Source organism: Streptomyces spectabilis (assembly GCF_008704795.1).
Taxonomy (GTDB): domain Bacteria; phylum Actinomycetota; class Actinomycetes; order Streptomycetales; family Streptomycetaceae; genus Streptomyces; species Streptomyces spectabilis.
Genome location: NZ_CP023690.1, coordinates 6,003,208 through 6,022,492 on the forward strand (window position 1 = coordinate 6,003,208; position 19,285 = coordinate 6,022,492).

Here is a 19,285-nt window from a genome sequence, read left to right on the forward strand (position 1 = left end):
GACAAGTGAAGAAGGCGAGACGACCGGTCACCGCGCGTCGCGCGGGCGCGGCCACCATCGCGGCCGCGGCGGCCGTGGCCCTTGCCGCGGGCATGACCAGCCCGGCCCAGGCGGGCCCCGGCTCCGCCGCAGTTGAGCACGGCGGCGTCAAGGCGCCGGTGAAACACCACATCACGCTCCTCACCGGGGACCGCGTCACGGTCGACGCCAAGGGGCGCGTCACCGCGTTCGACCCCGCGAAGGGGCGTACGCACATACCCGTGCGCACCACCCGCACCGACGGGCACACCCTCGTCGTACCGGCCGACGCCCAGCGGCTGATAGCCGACGGCAAGCTCGACCAGCGGCTCTTCGACGTCACCGAGCTGAGCAAGAAGAGCAGCCGCGCGGCCCAGAAGCAGGGCCTGAAGGTCATCGTCGCCTACAAGGGCGCGGCCGCGGCGGCCAAGGCCGACGTGCGGGACGCGGGCGGCACCAAGCTCCGCCACTCCCTGAAGACCCTCAACGCCGACGCCGTGCAGACCCCGAAGCGCGACGCCGCGAAGCTCTGGGACGCGCTCACCGCGGAGCGCGGCGCGGCCCGCACCACCGCGTCCGGCATCAGCCGCGTCTGGCTCGACGGCACCCGCAGGGCGAGCCTCGACAAGAGCGTCAAGCAGATCGGCGCCCCCAAGGCCTGGCAGGCCGGGTACGACGGCAAGGGCGTGAAGATCGCCGTCCTGGACACCGGCGTGGACGCCACCCACCCCGACCTCAAGGAACAGGTCGTCGGGGAGAAGAACTTCACCCCGTCGCCCGACAGCAAGGACCGCGTCGGCCACGGCACGCACGTCGCGTCCATCGCCGCGGGCACCGGCACCAAGAACAGCGCCTACAAGGGCGTCGCCCCGGGCGCGAAGGTCCTCAACGGCAAGGTCCTCGGCGACGAGGGCTCCGGCGACGACTCCGGGATCATCGCGGGCATCGAGTGGGCGGCCGCCGAGGGCGCCGACGTGGTGAACCTGAGCCTCGGCGGCGGTGACACGCCCGGCGTGGACCCGCTGGAGGCCGCCGTCAACAAGGTCTCCGAGGACAAGGGCATCCTCTTCGCGATCGCCGCGGGCAACGACGGGGCGCCCGCCTCGGTCGGCTCGCCGGGCAGCGCGGACGCGGCCCTCACCGTCGGCGCGGTCGACGACAACGACAAGCTCGCGGAGTTCTCCAGCCAGGGCCCGCGCGTCGGCGACGGCGCCATCAAGCCGGACGTGACGGCGCCGGGCGTGGACATCACCGCCGCCGCGGCCCCGGGCAGCCAGATCGAGAAGGAGGTCGGGCAGAAGCCGGAGGGCTATCTGACGATCTCCGGCACCTCGATGGCGACGCCGCACGCCGCGGGCGCCGCCGCGCTGCTCAAGCAGCAGCACCCGAACTGGAAGTACACCGAGCTGAAGGGCGCGCTCACCGCGTCCACCAAGCCCGGCAAGTACACGCCGTTCCAGCAGGGTTCGGGCCGGATCGCCGTGGACGGCGCCATCAAGCAGTCCGTGATCGCCGACCCGGTGTCGGTGAGCTTCGGCACGCAGGCGTGGCCGCACACCGACGACAAGCCGGTCACCAAGAAGGTCACGTACCGGAACCTCGGCAGCGGCGAGGTCACCCTCGACCTGGCCCTCACGACGGCCGACCCCAAGGGCAACCCGGCGCCCTCCGGCTTCTTCAAGCTCGCCGCCAAGAAGGTCACCGTCCCCGCGGGCGGCACCGCCTCGGTCGACCTGACCAGCGACACGAAGCTGGGCGGCACCCTCGACGGCGCGTACTCCGCGTACGTGACCGCCAGCGGCGGCGGCCAGTCGGTGCGCACGGCCGCCGCGGTCAACCGCGAGGTCGAGTCGTACGACGTGACGGTGAAGCACGTCGGCCGCGACGGGCAGCCCGCCACGGCCTACAGCTCGGCCCTGTTCGGCACCTCCGGGTCCACCGCCGACCAGGACTTCCAGGTCTACGACCCGTCCGGCACCGCCAAGGTCCGCGTGCCCAAGGGCGGTTACGCCCTGGACGCGAGCGTCTTCGTCGACCCGGAGGACGCCTCCAAGGGCATCGACTGGGTCGTCCAGCCGAAGCTGAACGTCACCAAGGACACGACGGTGACGGTGGACGCCGGCAAGGCGAAGCCCGTCGACGTCACGGTGCCCGCGGCCGACGCGAAGTCCGAGCTCGCGCTGCCGCTCTACGGCATCCAGAACGACGCCGTCGACTTCGCGTCGGGCTGGTTCCTCGACTCCTACGCGGGCTTCCGCACCGCGCACCTCGGCCCGGCCGTCAGCGACGGCTCGCTGCGGCAGAGCTGGGACGCGCGCTGGTCCAAGGGCGACAAGAGCGAGTACGACGTCGTGTCGGGCGGCAAGGTCAAGCAGTTCGCCACCGGCTACACCAAGCACTACAAGGAGTCCGACCTCGCCACCGTGAAGGTCGGCCTCGGCGCCTCGTCGAGCGGGAAGACGGCCACGGTCTCCGCGTTCGGCTATCTGCCCGGCAGCGGCCTGAGTGCCGGCGTCAGCGTGCCGCAGAAGGCGCCGAGCACGCGCACCCTGTACGTGTCCACCGGCGATAAGGTCAAGTGGACCCTGGAGTTCGAGCAGCGCGGCGGCGTGGGCGACGACGGCTGGCCGATCGTCGACGCCGGGTACACGCTCGGCGCGCCGCAGACCTTCACGGCGGGCAAGACGTACGCCAAGAAGTTCAACACGGCCGTCTTCGGGCCGCGGATCGGCGGCGACTACGGCGTCTTCCGCAAGGGCAACGCGATCTCCGGCGCCCTGCCGCTGTTCGCCGACGGCCAGACGCACGCGGGCGGTTCCGTGTACACGTCGGTGAAGACCACCCTGAAGCACAACGGCACGCAGATCGGTGAGAACACCGACCCGCTGACCGGCGAGGCCCCCTTCAAGGTGCCCGCGGGCGACGCCCAGTACCAGCTGTCGACGTCCGTCAAGCGGAGCGTGGCCGTGGCCGCGGCCTCCACGCGGATCGACGCGAGCTACTCCTTCCGCTCGAAGAAGACCACGGCCCGCACGAAGCTGCCCGTCTCCGGCGTGCGCTTCGACGCCGAGGTCGGCCTCGACAGCCGGGCGCCCGCCGACAAGAAGCAGTCCGTGCCGGTGACGGTGCAGGGCGCGGCGGCCGGGGCCAACCTCAAGTCCCTCGCCGTCTGGGTCAGCTACGACTACGGCCGCAACTGGGAGCCCGTCGAGGTCAAGAACGGCAAGATCTCGGTGAAGAACCCGGCCGCGGGCAAGGGCATCTCCTTCCACGCCAAGGTCAGCGACAAGAAGGGCAACAAGTCGTCGCTGTCGATCTACAACGCGTACTACGGCAAGTGAGCCGGCTGCTTGGCCCGGTCACTTGAGTACGTGAGCTAGTCGCTAGTCGCTAGTCGCTAGTCGCTAGTCGCTTTGAGGCGCGGCGCCGAACGGACTGTCGATCACATATCGCCAGTATCCGTCGGCGCCGCGCCGTGCTACGTCCGTGGCCGTCGAGCGCACCTTGCCGCCGATCTCCCAGTCCACGACGAGCAGCGCGACATCGCCGTCACCTGCGACGTACACCTGTCGGGTGCGGACGGCGATGGGCAGGCCGAGGGCCAGGAACGGGGCGTTCTGCGCGGCGATCGCGGCGTCCCCGTGCACCGGCACGCCGGACTCCGGTACGAACGCGGCGCGCGGCTCGTACAGCTCGCGGACCGCGTTCGGGTCGCCGCTGTTGAAGCGCGCGGCGAACGCGGCGGGCACGTCCTCGGCGCGCGTCGGCAGGGGGGACGGGGGCAGGATGGGGGTGCTCGGCTCGGTCATGCGCGACACGGTAGGAGGCGTCCTCGTGACTCACCGAACGGTAAGTCAGGCAGGTCAGGGCGTCCGCGCGGGACGGCCGGGACTTCCCGACGACCCGCGCGCCCGGGTCACGGCGCCCAGCCCCGGCTGCCCCGTGGAGGTCACGCTCGCGGCGCTGCGGGGCCGCTGGACCACGCTCGTGGTGCGCGAGTTGCTCGCGGGTGACGTGTACGCGTACAGCGAACTCGCCGCCGCGCTCCCGGAGTTGTCCGACAAGGTACTTGCGGAGCGGCTGGCGCAGCTCACCGCCGCCGGAGTGGTCCGGCGCACGCGTACGCCCGGCTGGCCGCCCGCCGTCACCTATCGACTCACCCCGCACGGCAGGGAGCTGGGTCCGGTGCTCCAGGCCCTCTGGGACTGGGGCGCGGCCGCCGCCCTTGACGTCCCGGAAGAGGAAGCCGACACGCCATGAGCGCGAGCCCCGCCCACACCGTCGAGTACATCCGCTACCGCGTGCCCGCCGAGCGCGCCGCCGAGTTCCTGTCCGCGTACACCCGCGCGGCCGTGCCGCTGGCCGCGGCGCCGCAGTGCGTGGACTACGAACTCGCCCGCTGCGAGGAGGATTTCGAGCACTTCGTCCTGCGCATCACCTGGACCTCCACGAAGGACCACCTGGAGGGCTTCCGCTCCTCCGAGCACTTCCGGGACTTCTTCGCGCACGTCCGCCCGTACGTCGAGAACATCGAGGAGATGCGGCACTACACGCCGACCTCGGTGCGCGGCTCCGGCGCCTCGACGCCGACGCTGTACGCGTGGGCGGGCGGTGCGGAGCGCTTCGTGCGGCTCACGGAGGTCTTCTACGAGAAGGTCCTCGCGGACGACCTGCTCGCCCCGGTCTTCGCGGGCCTCGCGCCCGAGCACGCGGCGCACGTCGCGCAGTGGCTCGGCGAGGTCTTCGGCGGCCCGGCGGCGTACTCCCGCGACCACGGCGGGCCCGACGGCTCGGGCGCGCACGGCCACATGGTCTCCAAGCACCTCGGCAAGGGCATCACCGAGCCCCAGCGGCGCCGCTGGGTGAACCTCATGCAGGACGCGGCGGACGAGGCGGGCCTGCCGACCGACGCGGAGTTCCGCTCGGCGTTCGTGGCGTACGTGGAGTGGGGCACGCGCCTCGCCGTCTCCTTCTCGGGCCCCGAGGCCACCCGCCCCGCCGACCAGCCCGTCCCCACCTGGACCTGGGGCGCGGCCCCGCCGTACCAGCCGTGACGGCCCCGAAGAGCCGTCAGCGAACCCCCGCCGGGGACTCCGCACTCCAGCTGGCCAGGAGGCGGAGGGCCTCGGCGGAGGGGGAGCCGGGCTCGGCGTGGTACGTGACCAGGTACTGCTCCGCGTCGTCGTCGAGCCGCATCGTCTCGTACGAGAGGGTGAGCTCGCCGACCAGCGGGTGCCGCAGCTGCTTGACCCCGTGCCCCTTCTCCCGCACGTCGTGCGCCGCCCACAGCTTCCGGAACGTCTCGCTCTTCACGGACAGCTCCCCGACCAGGGCCGACAGCTGCGGGTCGTTCGGATAGCAGCCCGCGTCCATCCGCAGGAAGCTGACCATGTCCGACGTCTTCTGGTCCCACGTGTCCGCGAACAGCTCCCGCACGGCGGGGTCGAGGAAGACGAGCCGGGCCCAGTTCCGCTGCTCGCGCGGCAGGGCGCCCCAGTCGCCGAACACGGCGGTCGCCATGCGGTTCCAGCCGAGGATGTCGGAGCGGCGCCCGCCGACGTACGCCGGGACGGTCTCCATGGCGTCGAGGAGGTGCTGGAGCGCGGGCCGCAGCGTCTGCGTCGGCGCGACCCGCTTCTTCTTGTGCGCCGTGGGCTTCGCGAGGTGCGTGAGGTGCGCGTGCTCCGCGTTGCTCAGCCGCAGGGCCCGCGCGATGGAGTCGAGGACCTCCGCCGAGACATTGCGTCCGTTGCCCTGCTCAAGGCGTGTGTAGTACGCCACCGAGACGCCCGCGAGCTGCGCCAGCTCCTCGCGGCGCAGGCCCGGGACCCGCCGGTGCCTGCCGTAGCCGGTCAGGCCGACGTCCTGCGGCTGGAGCCGGGCCCTGCGGGTGCGCAGGAACTCGCTCAGCTCGGCCCTGCGGTCGAGGCCCTCGGGGGCGGCGGCGTTCACGTCCATGCCTTCCAGTATTCCGGCGTGCCGCCGTTCGTACGCTCCTGAGCCTGATACCACCAGTGGTACGCACACGGTGCGTAGGCACAACGGAGGGCTGGGTGACCGCCCGCCCCGCTGCCAGGCTCGATGGCATGACCGCACAGACGACCTCCCCCACCACCACCCGCAACGCCCCGGCCGGGCACGTACCGGCCTACGCCGCCCCCGCGGCCTCCGCGCCCCTGGAGCGCACCACCGTCCCGCGCCGCCCCGTCGGCGAGCACGACGTGCTGATCGACATCAAGTACGCCGGAATCTGTCACTCCGACATCCACCAGGCCCGTGACGGCTGGGGCGAGGGCATCTTCCCGATGGTGCCGGGACACGAGATCGCGGGCGTCGTCGCCGAGGTCGGCCCCGGCGTCACCAAGTTCCGGGTCGGCGACCGCGTCGGCGTCGGCTGCATGGTCGACTCCTGCCGCACGTGCGACGCCTGCCGGGCGGGCCTTGAGCAGTACTGCGTCAAGGGCAACGTCCAGACGTACAACGCGCTCGACAAGAGCGGTGAGCCCACCTACGGCGGCTACTCCCGGCAGATCGTCGTCGACGAGGCCTTCACCCTGCGCATCCCCGACGGCCTCTCCCTGGACGTGGCCGCGCCGCTGCTGTGCGCGGGCATCACCACGTACTCCCCGCTCGCGCACTGGAACGCGGGCCCCGGCAAGAAGGTCGCGATCGTCGGGCTCGGCGGCCTCGGCCACATGGCCGTCAAGATCGCGCACGCGATGGGCGCCGAGGTGACCGTCCTGTCGCAGACCCTGCGCAAGAAGGACGACGGGCTCCGGCTCGGCGCCGACCACTACTACGCGACCGGCGACGACGCCACGTTCGAGCAGCTCGCGGGCGCCTTCGACCTGATCGTGTCCACGGTCTCGGCGCCGCTGCCCTTCGACAGGTACCTGGGCCTGCTGAAGACGGACGGCGCCCTGGTGAACGTGGGCGCACCCGAGGAGCCCGTGTCCCTCAACGTCTTCTCGCTCATGCTCCAGCGCAAGACCCTCGCGGGCTCAGCCATCGGCGGCATCGCGGAGACCCAGGAGATGCTGGACTTCTGCGCCGCGCACGGCCTGGGCGCGGAGATCGAGCTGATCGGCGCCGACCGCATCAACGAGGCCTACGAGCGGATCCTGGCGAGCGACGTCCGCTACCGCTTCGTCATCGACGCGGCCACGATCTGAGTGGGCGCCGCTTTTCGGCGCTCCGCGCCTCGTCCTCAAACGCCGGACGGGCTGGAAGATCCAGCCCCTCCGGCGTTTGAGGAGCGGGCCTGGGGCGCCCCGCGAGGCCCCCTGGTCCCCTGGCCCTAGGGCGCATGGCGCAGCAGCGCGGGACCTGGTGGCCGATGCCCGGAGTGAGGGCCCGGCCGTAGCGTTCCGGGTGTCAGCACGACAGGCACCGGAGGAGGTCCGCACGATGAGCATCGAGCTGAACCACACCATCGTCCAAGCCGAGGACAAGAAGGCGTCCGCACGGTTCCTCGCGGACATCCTGGGGCTCGAAGTCGGCCCCCAGTACGGCCCGTTCATCCCCGTGGAGATCCCCAACGGCGTCACGCTCGACTACTACGAGGGCGACGGCGACCCGCTCGTGTCGCAGCACTACGCGTTCATGGTCTCCGATGGCGAGTTCGACGCGATCTTCAGCCGCATCAAGGAGCGGGGCCTCACCTACTGGGCGGACCCGTACCACACGCGGAAGAACGAGATCAACACGAACGACGGCGGCCGCGGGCTCTACTGGGACGACCCCAACGGCCACAAGCTGGAGATCATCACCAAGCCGTACGGAGCCGGGGACGCCTGAGCCGGGGCGCCCGCGCGCGGGTCACTCCCCGCGCAGGAACCCCAGGACCAGGGGCGTGGCCACGTCCGCGAACTCCTCGAAGTACGCGTGCCGGGCGCCCGGGACCCACCGCATCCGGGCGTCCGCGATCCGCTCCGCGAGCAGCGGGGCGTTGGCCGCCGGATTGAAGGCGTCGTCGCTGCCGTGCACCACGAGGGTCGGCGCCTTGATCCGGAGCAGCGCGTCCCACGCGTCGTGCCGGGCGCTGGCCCGCAGATGACGCCGCCGGGCGTGCGCGGGCATCGAGGGGTCCCCCAGGGTGTGGAACCGCGTCCGCCCGGCCGCCCGCTGCGCCGCCAGCCACGCGGGTGTGTACATCAGCTCCCGAAGGGCGCGCGCCGCCGCCTCCTGGTCCGGCTGCGTCAGCGCGCGCCGGACCTCGGGCCCGCGCTCCACGCCGTGCGGCGCCCCCGGCGACGTGCAGCCGAGGACGAGCCGGTCCACCAGGTCCGGCCGGTCGGCGGCGAGCCACTGCGCGACCCGGCCGCCCATCGACGTCCCGTACACATGCGCCCGCTCGATGCCGGCGTCCGCGAGGACGGCCGCCACATCGTCGGCGAACCCGCGCGTGCTGTACGCGTCCGTGTCCGGCCGGTCGCTCTCGCCGGTCCCGCGCCAGTCGAGCGTCACCACGGTGAACGCGGCGGCGAAGTCCGCCACGACGGGGTCCCACCACCGCCGGCTGTTGGACTGCCCGCTCAACAGGACGAGGGGCTCACCGGAGCCCCTCAGCTCGTACGCGAGGCCGGTGCCGTCGTCGGCGAAGGCGAGGGGCATGACCTACTGCGCGGCTTCCGGCGCGGGGGCGATGCCCGTGGGGCAGGCACGGCCCCAGTTCGTCTCGGACGGGCTGCTCAGCTCGACGCCGGTGCCGCCAATGCCGCAGTACCCGTCGGGGTTCTTGTCCAGGTACTGCTGGTGGTAGGGCTCGGCGGGCCAGAAGGCGCGGTCTTCGGCGGGCAGGACCGTCGTGGTGATCGTGCCGAGGCCCGCGGCCGTGAGGACCTGCTGATAGGCCTCGCGGGACGCGGTGGCCGTCTCCTCCTGGACGGGGGAGTGGGTGTAGATCGCCGAGCGGTACTGCGTGCCCACGTCATTGCCCTGGCGGAAGCCCTGCGTCGGGTTGTGCGACTCCCAGAAGACCTTCAGGAGCTCGGCGTAGGTGACCTTGGAGGGGTCGAAGACGACGCGGACCACTTCGGTGTGGCCGGTCAGGCCGGAGCAGACCTCTTCGTACGCCGGATTCTTCGTGTATCCGCCCTGGTAGCCGACGAGGGTCGTCCAGACGCCGTCCGTCTGCCAGAACTTGCGCTCCGCGCCCCAGAAGCAGCCGAGCGCGAAGTCCGCCACCTCAAGGCCCTCGGGATACGGGCCCTGGAGCGCGGTGCCGAGGACGGTGTGACGGGAGGGGACCTCGAACTCGGGGGTCTCGCGGCCCTTCAGGGCCTCCTCGGGAGTCGGGAGCACGGGGGTGCGGCCGAAGATCATCGGGTCCTCCTGGAGCAGGTGTCGGCGTGATGCTCAACGCCTGGGGGCGACGGGGAATTCCTGGGCCGACAGCGGGAGCGCCCGAAGGGGCGCGGGGAACTGCGCGACCAGCCACAGCGGGCTCGCAGACGATCGACGGCCTGTCGCGGCACTCCCGCGAAGCGGCTAGTGCCGCAGCGTCGCCGGGCTGCCGCCATTGGCCTCATAGCCCGCGACGGCCAGGGCGCGGTAGACCGCGTAGTCCGCCGCGGGGTCCGCCGACAGGGTCCAGGGCAGCGCCCCCACGTGGCCGTCGACGCGCACCAGCTGGTCCATCGCCTCGCCCCAGCGCTCGCCGCGGACCAGGAAGAAGACCAGGAGGTGCCGGACGTGGGCCAGCATCGGGTCGTCGGGACGGGCCGAGTGCACCGCGAACTGGGCGCCCTCGACGGCCTTGGTCACGACCTCGCTCTGGTAGAAACCGCGCACCATGTTGACCTCGGGGAGGTGCTCGTACACCGCGAAGAGGGGGAGCGCGGAGAGCAGCGAGCCACCGGGGGCGCGGGCGGCCGCGGCCTCGGCGAAGGAGAAGGCCTCCTCGCGGGTGCCGTGCCACTTCTCGCACCAGTAGTGCAGCGCCGCCAGATGCGCCCCCATGTGCGCGGGCGCGCGGTCCAGGATCTTCAGCCACAGCTGTTCGAACTCCGCGCGCTCATAGGCGAGTCCGCGGGCGATCGACAGCTCGATGACGTACGGGACCGGGTCGCCGGGGGAGAGCAGCGCCGCCTGGCCGCAGGCCGCCCTGGCCTCCTCCAGGATGATCCGGAACTCGTCCGTCCCCGGTGTCGAGGTGCGCCAGGCCTGCTGCACCAGGAACTCCGCGTGCACCGCCGCGCCGCCCGCGTCCTTCTCGGCCTCCGCGCGCCACACCCGCAGCCACTGGCCGCCCGGGGTGTCGCTGACCCCGCCGGGCCGCTGCCGCAGCTCCAGGGACGCGGCGCCCGCGAAGGCCTGCACGCGCTGCCAGCGCCGCTCGCCGTGCACCTCGGTCCCGGCGAGGAGCTGGGACGCGCCGCGCCAGTCCTGGGTGCGCTGCACCAGGTCGAGCACCTCGACCAGGTCGGCGTCCGGGCCCGGCATGCGGATGTCCAGGTCCTCCTGGCGCGCGAAGCCGTAGTTCGCCGGGTCCGCCGCGTCCGGGGCGCCGGGGTGCACCTGGCGGATCCCGGCGCGCCTGCGCAGCAGGATCGGCCCGAGCACCGCCCCGATCATGACCACTGCCATCAGGACCCAGAGAATCTCCATGCCTCCAAGCGAACCAGACGCCTGTGACAATTGGCCAACCTGACCGTCCGCGCAGGCCAAACCGCTCGTGGTGACCGCCCCGTACGGCCCCCGCAGCCGTCCCGCATTACGCTCAGGCCGCATGAGTGACTCGCACAGCAGCCAGAGCTTCGAGACCGTAGCCATCCACGCGGGCAACACCGCCGACCCGCTCACCGGCGCGGTCGTCCCGCCCATCTACCAGGTGTCCACGTACAAGCAGGACGGAGTCGGCGGACTGCGCGGCGGCTACGAGTACAGCCGCAGCGCCAACCCCACCCGCACGGCGCTCGAGGAGAACCTCGCCGCCCTGGAGAACGGCCGCCGCGGTCTCGCCTTCGCCTCCGGCCTCGCCGCCGAGGACTGCCTGCTGCGTACGCTGCTCGCCCCCGGCGACCACGTGGTCATCCCCAACGACGCGTACGGCGGTACGTTCCGCCTCTTCGCGAAGGTCGTCGCGCGGTGGGGCGTGGAGTGGTCCGTCGCGGACACCTCGGACCCGGCGTCCGTACGAGCCGCCCTCACGCCCAAGACGAAGGCCGTCTGGGTCGAGACCCCGTCCAACCCGCTGCTCGGCATCACGGACATCGCCGCCGTCGCGCAGATCGCCCACGAGGCGGGCGCCCGCCTGGTCGTGGACAACACCTTCGCCAGCCCTTATCTGCAGCAGCCGCTCGCCCTCGGCGCGGACGTCGTCGTGCACTCGATGACGAAGTACATGGGCGGCCACTCGGACGTCGTGGGCGGCGCCCTGATCGTCAACGACGACGCCCTGGGTGAGGAGCTCGCGTACCACCAGAACGCGATGGGCGCGGTCGCCGGACCGTTCGACTCCTGGCTGGTGCTGCGCGGCGTCAAGACGCTCGCCGTCCGCATGGACCGGCACAGCGAGAACGCGACCCGCGTCGCCGAGATGCTGACCAGCCACGCGCGCGTGACCAACGTCTTCTACCCGGGCCTGGACTCGCACCCCGGCCACGAGATCGCCGCCAAGCAGATGAAGGCCTTCGGCGGCATGGTGTCGTTCCAGGTCGAGGGCGGCGAGGAAGCGGCCGTGGAGGTCTGCAACCGGGCCCGTCTGTTCACGCTCGGCGAGTCCCTCGGCGGCGTGGAGTCCCTCATCGAGCACCCCGGCCGCATGACGCACGCCTCCGTGGCGGGCTCGGCCCTGGAGGTCCCGGCCGACCTGGTGCGCCTGTCAGTGGGCATCGAGGCCGTCGACGACCTCCTCGCGGACCTCAAGCAGGCCCTGGGCTAAGTCCGGTCGGCCGGACAGTCCGCGCCGCCGCTCGCGGGCTACCAGCGCGTGAGCGGCGGCGTCGTCCGCGACGGCGGCTCCACCCACGGCTGCGCCGTCGCGGCCCACACGGAGAACGCCACCGCGGCCGCGAGCAACAGCAGCCACAGCAGGCGCCGCCCGGCGGTGCGGCGCCTGAGCGCGCGCGAGCCGCGCCGCACCGCGTCCGCGTGCAGGTCGGGCGGCACGGACGCGGGCGCACCCGCGTCCAGGAGCCGGCGTACGGCCGCCTCGCGGCGCTCCTGCTGGCTCATGACCAGGTCGCCTCCCCCAGGGCGGGCGGCACCGCGGGAGCGGGCCCCCGCGGCGGGTGCAGGACCGTCGCCACGGCACGGGCGCACACGGTCCGTACGCGCTCCGGCGGCAGCCCGAGCAGCGCCGCGGCCTGCTCCTCGGCGACGCCTTCGTAGAGACGCAGGACGAGAACCAGCCGCTCCAGGGGGGACAGCCGGGCGAGCAGCCCGCCCTGGCCGCGGTAGCGCCACCAGGCGCCGCGCGCGTAGTGGACGGCCACGTGCGTACGGGTGCGGTCGTAGGGATCCTCGCCGCGCATGCGGTCCCAGGAGGCGTACGTCGCGGCGAGCGCGCGGGTGAGCAGGGCCCGCGCGCGGGGGTTGGCGTCCGGCGGCTCGCCGGTGAGCAGCGTGGCGGCATGCAGAAGGCGCCCTGCCGCGCCCGCGACGAACGCCTGGAACTCCCGGGCGCGACGGGCCTGTTGGGCGGCCTGCCGCTCTCGCACCGCGCCTCCCGCCGGTCGGCGTAGGGGGACCGGTTTCATCTGAGGCCAGGCGGGGTGCCCAGGTCAAGAGCCCGGCACGAGCGGAACCGCGCGCTCGGGCGGCCGGGGGTGGAACGTGTCGTCCTGAGCCAGGCCCTCGTACGGGCGGTGCCGGGCGGGCGCCGCACTGACGGCGCGCGTCCGCGCACTCCCGTGCGAGGGCCGGGGCCGCGGTGGTCGGCGTACCGCGGCCCCGGGCTCAGGAGTCGGTCTGCGGCACCGCGTCGGGCACCGCCTGGGAGCTCTGCCGCGCGGAGAGCGCGGTGTTGAAGCGGGTGAGCAGCGCGGTGAAGCCGGTGCGCTCCTCGGGCGTCCAGTCCTGCGTGAGCTCGGCCATGAGCTCACGGCGCGAGGACCGCACCTCGTCCAAACGCGCCTGGCCGCGCGGCGACAGCTGCAGGACGACCGCGCGCCCGTCCTCGGGGTGCGAGGTGCGCTTGACCAGGCCGGTGTCGACGAGCGGCGCGACCTGGCGGGTCACGGTCGAGGAGTCGATGCCCATGCTCGCCGCGAGCGCCTTGACGCCCATCGGGCCTTCCTTGTCGAGACGGTTGAGCAGGAGGTACGCGGCTCGGTCCATGGAGTTGCGGACCTGTCCGACGCCGCCAAGACGGGTCTGCTCGGCACGCCGCGCGAACACCGCTACTTGGTGTTGGAGCGTGTCGAGGAGGCCGGGATCGCTGGCGGTCGTCATGTCCGGAGTTGTGGGCATGGCCGTGGGCTCACTTCATGGGAAGGGTGGTGGGTTGGGGGACAGGGTACGGGGTCCGGGCGCTACCCGTACCGGCGCTGCGCAAACCCGTCTCGCCGCTTGGTCAGGCCGCGAGGAGACTGGCGTGAACTGCGAGACTGCAGTCATGAGCTACCGCACGACACGCTCCTTGCCCGACGTGACCCTGGACGACGTGCGCGGCGCCCAGAAGATGCTGGGCGGCGTCGCCCGGGTCACGCCCATGGAAGGCAGCAGGTACCTGTCCGGGCTCGTCGGCGCCCCCGTCCATCTGAAGTGCGAGAACCTCCAGCGGACCGGCTCCTTCAAGCTGCGCGGCGCCTATGTGCGCATCGCCGGTCTGCTGCCCGAGGAGCGCGCGGCGGGCGTCGTCGCGGCCAGCGCGGGCAACCACGCCCAGGGCGTGGCCCTCGCCTCCTCGCTGCTCGGGGTGCGCTCGACGGTGTTCATGCCGGTCGGCGCCCCGCTGCCGAAGGTCGCGGCGACCCGCGACTACGGCGCGGAGGTGCGCATGGAGGGCCAGGTCGTCGACGAGACGCTGGCCGCGGCGCAGGAGTACGCGGACGCCACCGGAGCCGTCTTCATCCACCCCTTCGACCACCCGGACATCGTCGCCGGGCAGGGCACCGTGGGCCTTGAGGTCCTGGAGCAGTGCCCCGAACTGCGCACGCTGCTCATCGGCGTGGGCGGCGGCGGGCTCGCCGCGGGCATCGCCGTGGCCGTCAAGGCGCTCCGTCCCGACGTGCGGCTCGTCGGCGTGCAGGCGGCGGGGGCCGCCGCGTACCCGCCCTCGCTCGCGGCGGGCCGGCCGGTGTCCATCGGCAACCCGATGACCATGGCGGACGGCATCAAGGTGGGCCGCCCCGGCGACGTGCCGTTCCGGCTCGTCGAGGAGCTCGTCGACGACATCGTCACCGTCTCCGAGGACGCCCTCTCCAGCGCCCTGCTGCTGTGTCTGGAGCGGGCCAAGATGGTCGTCGAACCCGCGGGCGCCAGCACGGTCGCGGCGCTCCTGAGCGACCCGCACGCCTTCGAGGGACCCGTCGTCGCCCTGCTGTCCGGCGGCAACGTGGACCCGCTCCTGATGCAGCGCATCCTGCGCCACGGCATGGCCGCCGCGGGCCGCTACCTGTCGCTGCGCCTGCGCCTGCCGGACCGCCCCGGGGCCCTGGCCTCGCTGCTCGGCGCGCTGACCGTGGTGGACGCCAACGTCCTCGACGTGAGCCACGTCCGCACCGATCCCCGGCTGGGGCTCACCGAGGTCGAGGTGGAGCTGCACCTGGAGACGAAGGGGCCCGAGCACTGCGCCGAGGTGGGCGCGGTGCTGCGGGACGCGGGCTACACGGTCCTGGACTGACGGACCCGGGCCGAGCGCGGCCCCGGCCGGGGGCCGGGGTTTTCCACAGGCTTGCCCGAACCGGTTGAGAAAACGCGATACATCGCGTTAGGGTGTGACCCACTCCACTGGCCGCCGGGCGAGCGAGGTCCGGCGAATCTAGGCTTTTCGCTAGGTACCGACCCAAACTATGGGAGACCCCTATGCCAGGCGCCATCTACGCCGAAGGTCTGGTGAAGACCTTCGGCGACGTAAAGGCTCTGGACGGCGTCGATCTGGATGTCCCGGAAGGCACCGTGCTCGGCCTCCTCGGGCCGAACGGCGCGGGAAAGACGACGGCGGTCCGCTGTCTCACCACCCTGCTGACCCCCGACAGCGGCAGAGCGGTCGTCGCCGGAATCGACGTACTGAAGCATCCGAACGAGGTGCGGCGATCGATCGGACTCTCCGGTCAATTCGCCGCCGTCGACGAGTACTTGACGGGCCGCGAGAATCTCCAGATGGTCGGTCAGCTCTATCAGATGCCGACCAAGCAGGCCAAGGCCCGGGCGGGCGAGCTGCTCGAGCGGTTCAATCTGAGCGACGCGGCCGACCGCCCCTCCAAGACGTATTCGGGCGGCATGCGCCGCCGACTCGACCTCGCCGCGGCGCTCGTCGTCTCACCGCCGGTGATGTTCATGGACGAGCCGACGACCGGCCTCGACCCGCGCAACCGCCAAGCCCTGTGGGAAGTCATCCAAGAGCTCGTCGCGGGCGGCACGACCCTCCTTCTGACCACGCAGTATCTGGAGGAGGCCGACCACCTGGCGCACGACATCTGCGTCATCGACCACGGCCGGGTCATCGCCCGCGGCACCGCCGACCAGCTCAAGGCCCAGACCGGCGGCGAGCGCGTCGAGGTCGTCGTGCACGAGCGCGACCACATCGCCGTCGCGAGCGACGTCCTCACCGGCTTCGGCAAGGGCGAGACCACCGTCGACCAGCACACCCGCAAGCTGACCGTGCCCGTCACCGGCGGCGCCAAGCTGCTCGCCGAGGTCATCCGCGAGCTCGACGCCCGCGGCATCGAGATCGACGACATCGGCCTGCGCCGCCCCACCCTCGACGACGTCTTCATCTCCCTGACCGGCCACATCGCCGAGGTCGACGAGGGCAACGGCACGGACACCGCCCCCGAGAAGTCCCGGGCGGGCGCCAAGGACAAGCGCAAGAAGGAGGCCGACCAGTGAGCGCCCTCAGCGACACCGCACCCGCAGCCAGGCCCGCGGGCGGCCTGAGCGCCTCCGTCCGCGACTCCCTCGTCGTCGCCAAGCGGAATCTGATCCGCATGAGCCGGATCCCCGAGATCATTCTCTTCGGCCTGATCCAGCCGGTGATGTTCGTCGTCCTCTTCAGCTATGTCTTCGGGGGATCGATCAACGTCCCCGGTGCGGGCCTGAGCCCTGGCGGGTACCGCGAGTTCCTGATGGCGGGCATCTTCGCGCAGACCGTCACCTTCGCCACCGCGGGGGCGGGCGCGGGCATCGCCGAGGACATGCACAAGGGCCTGATCGACCGCTTCCGCTCGCTGCCCATGGCGCGCGGCGCCGTCCTCACCGGCCGCACCATCGCCGACCTGGTGCAGACCGCGCTGACCCTGCTGGTCCTCGCCGTGGTCGCCCTCATCGTCGGCTGGCGGATCCACGAGGGCTTCCCCAAGGCACTCGCCGCCTTCGGCCTGCTGCTCCTGTCCGGGTACGCCTTCACCTGGATCGGCGCCCTGATCGGTCTGTCGGTCCGCACCCCGGAGGCAGCCACGTCCGGCGGCCTGATCTGGCTCTTCCCGTTGACGTTCATCTCGAACGCGTTCGTCCCGGCGGAGAACATGCCCACCTTCCTGCGGCATATCGCTGAGTGGAACCCGTTCAGCGCTACCGTCCAGGCGTGCCGCGAACTCTTCGGGAACCTCCCGGCGGGCTATCCAGTGCCGGAGGCCTGGCCCATGCAGCATCCGGTGTTGGCATCGGTGCTGTGGTCTGTGCTGATCATCCTGGTCTTCCGGACACTCGCGGTCCGCAAGTACCGCACGGCGACGTCCTGACCGGCTCGCGCCCCGCGCACGGCGAAGCCCCCGGCACGAGGCGCGTGCCGGGGGCTTCCAGGGCGTCGGGGCGGGCTCAGCCCTGGTAGGGCTTGGCCTCCAGGATCTTGACCGAGGCGAGCTTGCCGTTCGGCAGCTCGTACTGGGCGTCCTCGCCGATCTTCTTGCCGCTCACGCCGGAGCCGAGCGGGGACTGCGGCGAGTACGTCTCGATGTCGTTGCTCGCGTACTCGCGGGAGGCGAGGAGGAAGGTCACGGTGTCGTCCTCGTCGCCGTCGAAGGCGATCGTGACCACCATGCCGGGGGCGACGACACCGGACTCGGCGGGCGCCTCACCGACCTTGGCGTGCTCCAGGAGCTGCGTCAGCTGGCGGACGCGGAGCTCCTGCTTGCCCTGCTCCTCCTTGGCCGCGTGGTACCCGCCGTTCTCGCGCAGGTCGCCCTCCTCACGCGCCGCCGCGATCTTGGTTGCGATCTCGGTGCGCGCGGGACCAGACAGGTACTCAAGCTCTTCCTTGAGCTTGTCGTACGCCTCCTGGGTCAGCCAGGTGACGTTCTCGCTGGTCTGGGTCACAGGTGCTCCTCGTAGGTCCTTGAATACAAAGCATCGCCCTACCCAGAAGGATGTTCCCTCATGGGTGGGCGAAACCACGAGCCTAACAATTTCGCTGCCGTAAGGGGAGGACATACGGCATCAGAACCACGTCAGCGCGGGCAGCCGCCCGGGAGCGGGGCGCGGGTCAGTCCGTGTGGCAGGAGACCAGGGACGCGCTCGTGGCGCGTTCCGTGGTGCGGAGGGTGACCGTCTTGTCGATGCGGTCCCGGCTCTGGTCGAAGCGGAAGTCGGCACGGCCCACCTCGGCCCCGCTCTCGGCCTGCGCGCGCAGCGTGCAGTACCCCTTCGCGCCCGCGTCCTTGCGCACTTCCAGGTGGACCTCGACGGTCTTGGCCGAGACGGAGTCCCACTTGATGATCTCGGCGCTGATCTTCGAACCCGCGAGGGCGTCGTAGCCGAACCAGCCGACGACGCCGAGCAGCAGGACGCCGAGGACCGCGCCCACGGCCTTGAGCTTGCGGTCGGCGCGCTGGTCGGCGGTGAGGGCGGAGCCGTAGCGGCCCTCGGGGGGCCGGGCGGCGGTGCCGCTGGTGTCACGGCCGCTGACCGCGGTCATGCTCGTCCTCCACTGGACACGGGACAGGGGTGCCGGAATTTTCCGTCCCCCGATTCCGTCACTATAGAAGCCGCCCATTGCAGTGGATGACCGAGGGCGCCCTATTCATCGAGGATCGAGTCTTGACTGAGCAGCTGCGACTGATGGCCGTTCACGCCCACCCCGACGACGAGTCGAGCAAGGGCGCGGCCACGATGGCCAAGTACGTGTCCGAAGGGGTGGACGTGCTCGTGGTGACGTGCACGGGCGGGGAGCGCGGCGACATCCTCAACCCCAAGCTCCAGGGCGACACGTACATCCAGGAGCACATCCACGAGGTCCGCAAGAAGGAGATGGACGAGGCCCGCGAGATCCTCGGCGTCAAGCAGGAGTGGCTGGGCTTCGTGGACTCGGGTCTGCCCGAGGGCGACCCGCTGCCGCCGCTGCCGGAGGGCTGCTTCGCCCTGGAGGACGTGGACAAGGCGGCGGGCGAGCTGGTGAAGCAGATCCGCTCGTTCCGCCCGCAGGTCATCACCACGTACGACGAGAACGGCGGGTATCCGCACCCGGACCACATCATGACCCACAAGATCTCGATGGTGGCCTTCGACGGCGCGGCGGACGCGGAGAAGTACCCGGAGAGCGAGTTCGGTCCCGTCTTCACGCCGCGGAAGCTCTACTACAACCAGGGCTTCAACCGCCCCCGCACCGAGGCCCTGCACCAGGCGATGCTGGACCGCGGCCTGGAGTCCCCGTACGGGGAGTGGCTGAAGCGCTGGGACGAGTTCGAGCGGGTCGAGCGCACGCTCACCACGCACGTGCCGTGCGCGGAGTTCTATGAGATCCGCGACAAGGCGCTGATCGCGCACGCGACGCAGATCGACCCCGACGGCGGCTGGTTCCGGGTCCCGATGGACGTCCAGAAGGAGGTCTGGCCCACGGAGGAGTACGAGCTGGCGAAGTCCCTCGTCGATACCTCCCTCCCCGAGGACGACCTCTTCGCGGGCATCCGCGACAATGCCTAAATGAGCGCAAGCCTGGCAATGACGCATCTCGTCCCCCTCGCCAAGGAGGTGGACGAGAACAAGGTGACCCCCGGGGTCCTCGGGTTCATCGTCTTCGCGGTGATGGCCCTTGCCGTGTGGCGGCTGATGAAGTCGATGAACCGGCACATGAGCAAGGTCGACTTCAAGGAGGCGCCGGACCCGGCCGGGGCGTCCCGCGAGTCGGCCGACGCCGCCGATGCCAAGGCCGAGCGGGGCTGACCCC

General features: G+C 71.7%; 21 protein-coding genes. 11 read left to right on the forward strand and 10 right to left on the reverse strand.

What is annotated here, in order from left to right:
* Positions 1-92: 92 nt before the first annotated feature.
* Positions 93-3,359, forward strand: coding sequence for a S8 family peptidase (locus tag CP982_RS26485; RefSeq protein ID WP_150515716.1), 3,267 nt, complete (start codon positions 93-95; stop codon positions 3,357-3,359).
* Between the two features lie 63 nt (positions 3,360-3,422).
* On the opposite strand, the gene CP982_RS26490 is transcribed toward CP982_RS26485, so the two are convergent.
* A complete protein-coding gene (locus CP982_RS26490; protein WP_150512773.1) occupies positions 3,423-3,827 on the reverse strand; it encodes a YybH family protein in 405 nt (134 codons plus the stop codon).
* A 25-nt stretch (positions 3,828-3,852) separates the two neighbouring features.
* Here CP982_RS26490 and CP982_RS26495 point away from each other — a divergent pair, with 25 nt between their 5' ends.
* Together CP982_RS26495 and CP982_RS26500 are read left to right on the forward strand one after the other, a co-directional pair.
* Entirely contained in the window at positions 3,853-4,278 is a 426-nt protein-coding gene (locus CP982_RS26495) for a winged helix-turn-helix transcriptional regulator (RefSeq protein ID WP_150512774.1), read from the forward strand.
* Positions 4,275-5,072: a group II truncated hemoglobin gene (locus CP982_RS26500; protein ID WP_150512775.1), complete on the forward strand. Its 798-nt coding sequence runs from the start codon at positions 4,275-4,277 to the stop codon at positions 5,070-5,072. Before CP982_RS26495 ends, CP982_RS26500 begins: the two co-directional genes overlap by 4 nt.
* Before the next feature lie 16 nt (positions 5,073-5,088).
* Here the strand turns inward: CP982_RS26500 and CP982_RS26505 are convergent, their stop codons facing one another.
* Positions 5,089-5,976 carry a helix-turn-helix domain-containing protein gene (locus CP982_RS26505; protein WP_150512776.1) on the reverse strand — a complete coding sequence of 296 codons (888 nt, stop codon included), beginning with the start codon at positions 5,974-5,976 and terminating at the stop codon, positions 5,089-5,091.
* 128 nt (positions 5,977-6,104) lie between these two features.
* On the opposite strand from CP982_RS26505, the gene CP982_RS26510 reads away from it, so the two are divergent.
* Both CP982_RS26510 and CP982_RS26515 read left to right on the forward strand, forming a co-directional pair.
* Positions 6,105-7,190 carry an NAD(P)-dependent alcohol dehydrogenase gene (locus tag CP982_RS26510; RefSeq protein WP_150512777.1) on the forward strand — a complete coding sequence of 362 codons (1,086 nt, stop codon included), beginning with the start codon at positions 6,105-6,107 and terminating at the stop codon, positions 7,188-7,190.
* 235 nt (positions 7,191-7,425) lie between these two features.
* Complete coding sequence (locus CP982_RS26515) at positions 7,426-7,815, forward strand: VOC family protein (RefSeq protein WP_150512778.1); 390 nt, start codon at positions 7,426-7,428, stop codon at positions 7,813-7,815.
* 21 nt (positions 7,816-7,836) lie between these two features.
* Here the strand turns inward: CP982_RS26515 and CP982_RS26520 are convergent, their stop codons facing one another.
* The 3 genes from CP982_RS26520 to CP982_RS26530 form a co-directional block, all read right to left on the reverse strand.
* Positions 7,837-8,631 (reverse strand): alpha/beta fold hydrolase, encoded by a 795-nt coding sequence (locus CP982_RS26520; protein WP_150512779.1) that lies wholly within the window; start codon positions 8,629-8,631, stop codon positions 7,837-7,839.
* A gap of 3 nt (positions 8,632-8,634) precedes the next feature.
* A complete protein-coding gene (gene msrA / locus CP982_RS26525; protein WP_150512780.1) occupies positions 8,635-9,342 on the reverse strand; it encodes a peptide-methionine (S)-S-oxide reductase MsrA in 708 nt (235 codons plus the stop codon).
* A gap of 165 nt (positions 9,343-9,507) precedes the next feature.
* The gene (locus tag CP982_RS26530) at positions 9,508-10,626 is read right to left on the reverse strand and encodes a hypothetical protein (RefSeq protein ID WP_150512781.1); all 1,119 of its coding nucleotides are present in this window, start codon (positions 10,624-10,626) and stop codon (positions 9,508-9,510) included.
* Positions 10,627-10,747: 121 nt separating this feature from the next.
* Between CP982_RS26530 and CP982_RS26535 the strand changes: the two genes are divergently transcribed.
* Positions 10,748-11,902: a cystathionine gamma-synthase gene (locus tag CP982_RS26535; protein ID WP_030668471.1), complete on the forward strand. Its 1,155-nt coding sequence runs from the start codon at positions 10,748-10,750 to the stop codon at positions 11,900-11,902.
* A gap of 38 nt (positions 11,903-11,940) precedes the next feature.
* On the opposite strand, the gene CP982_RS42630 is transcribed toward CP982_RS26535, so the two are convergent.
* The 3 genes from CP982_RS42630 to CP982_RS26550 all read right to left on the reverse strand — a co-directional run bounded on the left by CP982_RS42630 (position 11,941) and on the right by CP982_RS26550 (position 13,431).
* Positions 11,941-12,195: a hypothetical protein gene (locus tag CP982_RS42630; RefSeq protein ID WP_150512782.1), complete on the reverse strand. Its 255-nt coding sequence runs from the start codon at positions 12,193-12,195 to the stop codon at positions 11,941-11,943.
* Positions 12,192-12,680, reverse strand: a complete 489-nt coding sequence (locus CP982_RS42635; protein ID WP_150512783.1) for a sigma factor-like helix-turn-helix DNA-binding protein — start codon at positions 12,678-12,680, stop codon at positions 12,192-12,194. The genes CP982_RS42630 and CP982_RS42635 overlap by 4 nt, the downstream gene beginning before the upstream one ends.
* A 238-nt stretch (positions 12,681-12,918) precedes the next feature.
* Positions 12,919-13,431, reverse strand: a complete 513-nt coding sequence (locus CP982_RS26550; protein ID WP_150512784.1) for a MarR family winged helix-turn-helix transcriptional regulator — start codon at positions 13,429-13,431, stop codon at positions 12,919-12,921.
* A 145-nt stretch (positions 13,432-13,576) separates the two neighbouring features.
* On the opposite strand from CP982_RS26550, the gene ilvA reads away from it, so the two are divergent.
* From ilvA to CP982_RS26565, 3 genes are all read left to right on the forward strand, one after another.
* Positions 13,577-14,806 carry a threonine ammonia-lyase gene (gene ilvA, locus CP982_RS26555; RefSeq protein WP_150512785.1) on the forward strand — a complete coding sequence of 410 codons (1,230 nt, stop codon included), beginning with the start codon at positions 13,577-13,579 and terminating at the stop codon, positions 14,804-14,806.
* Positions 14,807-14,988: 182 nt separating this feature from the next.
* Positions 14,989-16,014 carry an ATP-binding cassette domain-containing protein gene (locus tag CP982_RS26560; RefSeq protein WP_150512786.1) on the forward strand — a complete coding sequence of 342 codons (1,026 nt, stop codon included), beginning with the start codon at positions 14,989-14,991 and terminating at the stop codon, positions 16,012-16,014.
* Complete coding sequence (locus CP982_RS26565; protein ID WP_150512787.1) at positions 16,011-16,865, forward strand: ABC transporter permease; 855 nt, start codon at positions 16,011-16,013, stop codon at positions 16,863-16,865. The genes CP982_RS26560 and CP982_RS26565 overlap by 4 nt, the downstream gene beginning before the upstream one ends.
* Positions 16,866-16,941: 76 nt before the next feature.
* Here the strand turns inward: CP982_RS26565 and greA are convergent, their stop codons facing one another.
* Together greA and CP982_RS26575 are read right to left on the reverse strand one after the other, a co-directional pair.
* Positions 16,942-17,439 (reverse strand): transcription elongation factor GreA, encoded by a 498-nt coding sequence (greA, locus tag CP982_RS26570; RefSeq protein ID WP_144320664.1) that lies wholly within the window; start codon positions 17,437-17,439, stop codon positions 16,942-16,944.
* A 166-nt stretch (positions 17,440-17,605) separates the two neighbouring features.
* Positions 17,606-18,037, reverse strand: a complete 432-nt coding sequence (locus tag CP982_RS26575) for a DUF4307 domain-containing protein (protein WP_150512788.1) — start codon at positions 18,035-18,037, stop codon at positions 17,606-17,608.
* A 122-nt stretch (positions 18,038-18,159) separates the two neighbouring features.
* On the opposite strand from CP982_RS26575, the gene mca reads away from it, so the two are divergent.
* Both mca and CP982_RS26585 read left to right on the forward strand, forming a co-directional pair.
* On the forward strand, positions 18,160-19,041 hold the full coding sequence (gene mca / locus CP982_RS26580; RefSeq protein WP_150512789.1) for a mycothiol conjugate amidase Mca: 882 nt from the start codon (positions 18,160-18,162) through the stop codon (positions 19,039-19,041).
* A complete protein-coding gene (locus tag CP982_RS26585) occupies positions 19,042-19,281 on the forward strand; it encodes a hypothetical protein (protein ID WP_150512790.1) in 240 nt (79 codons plus the stop codon). It begins immediately after the preceding gene.
* The last annotated feature ends 4 nt before the right edge of the window (positions 19,282-19,285 follow it).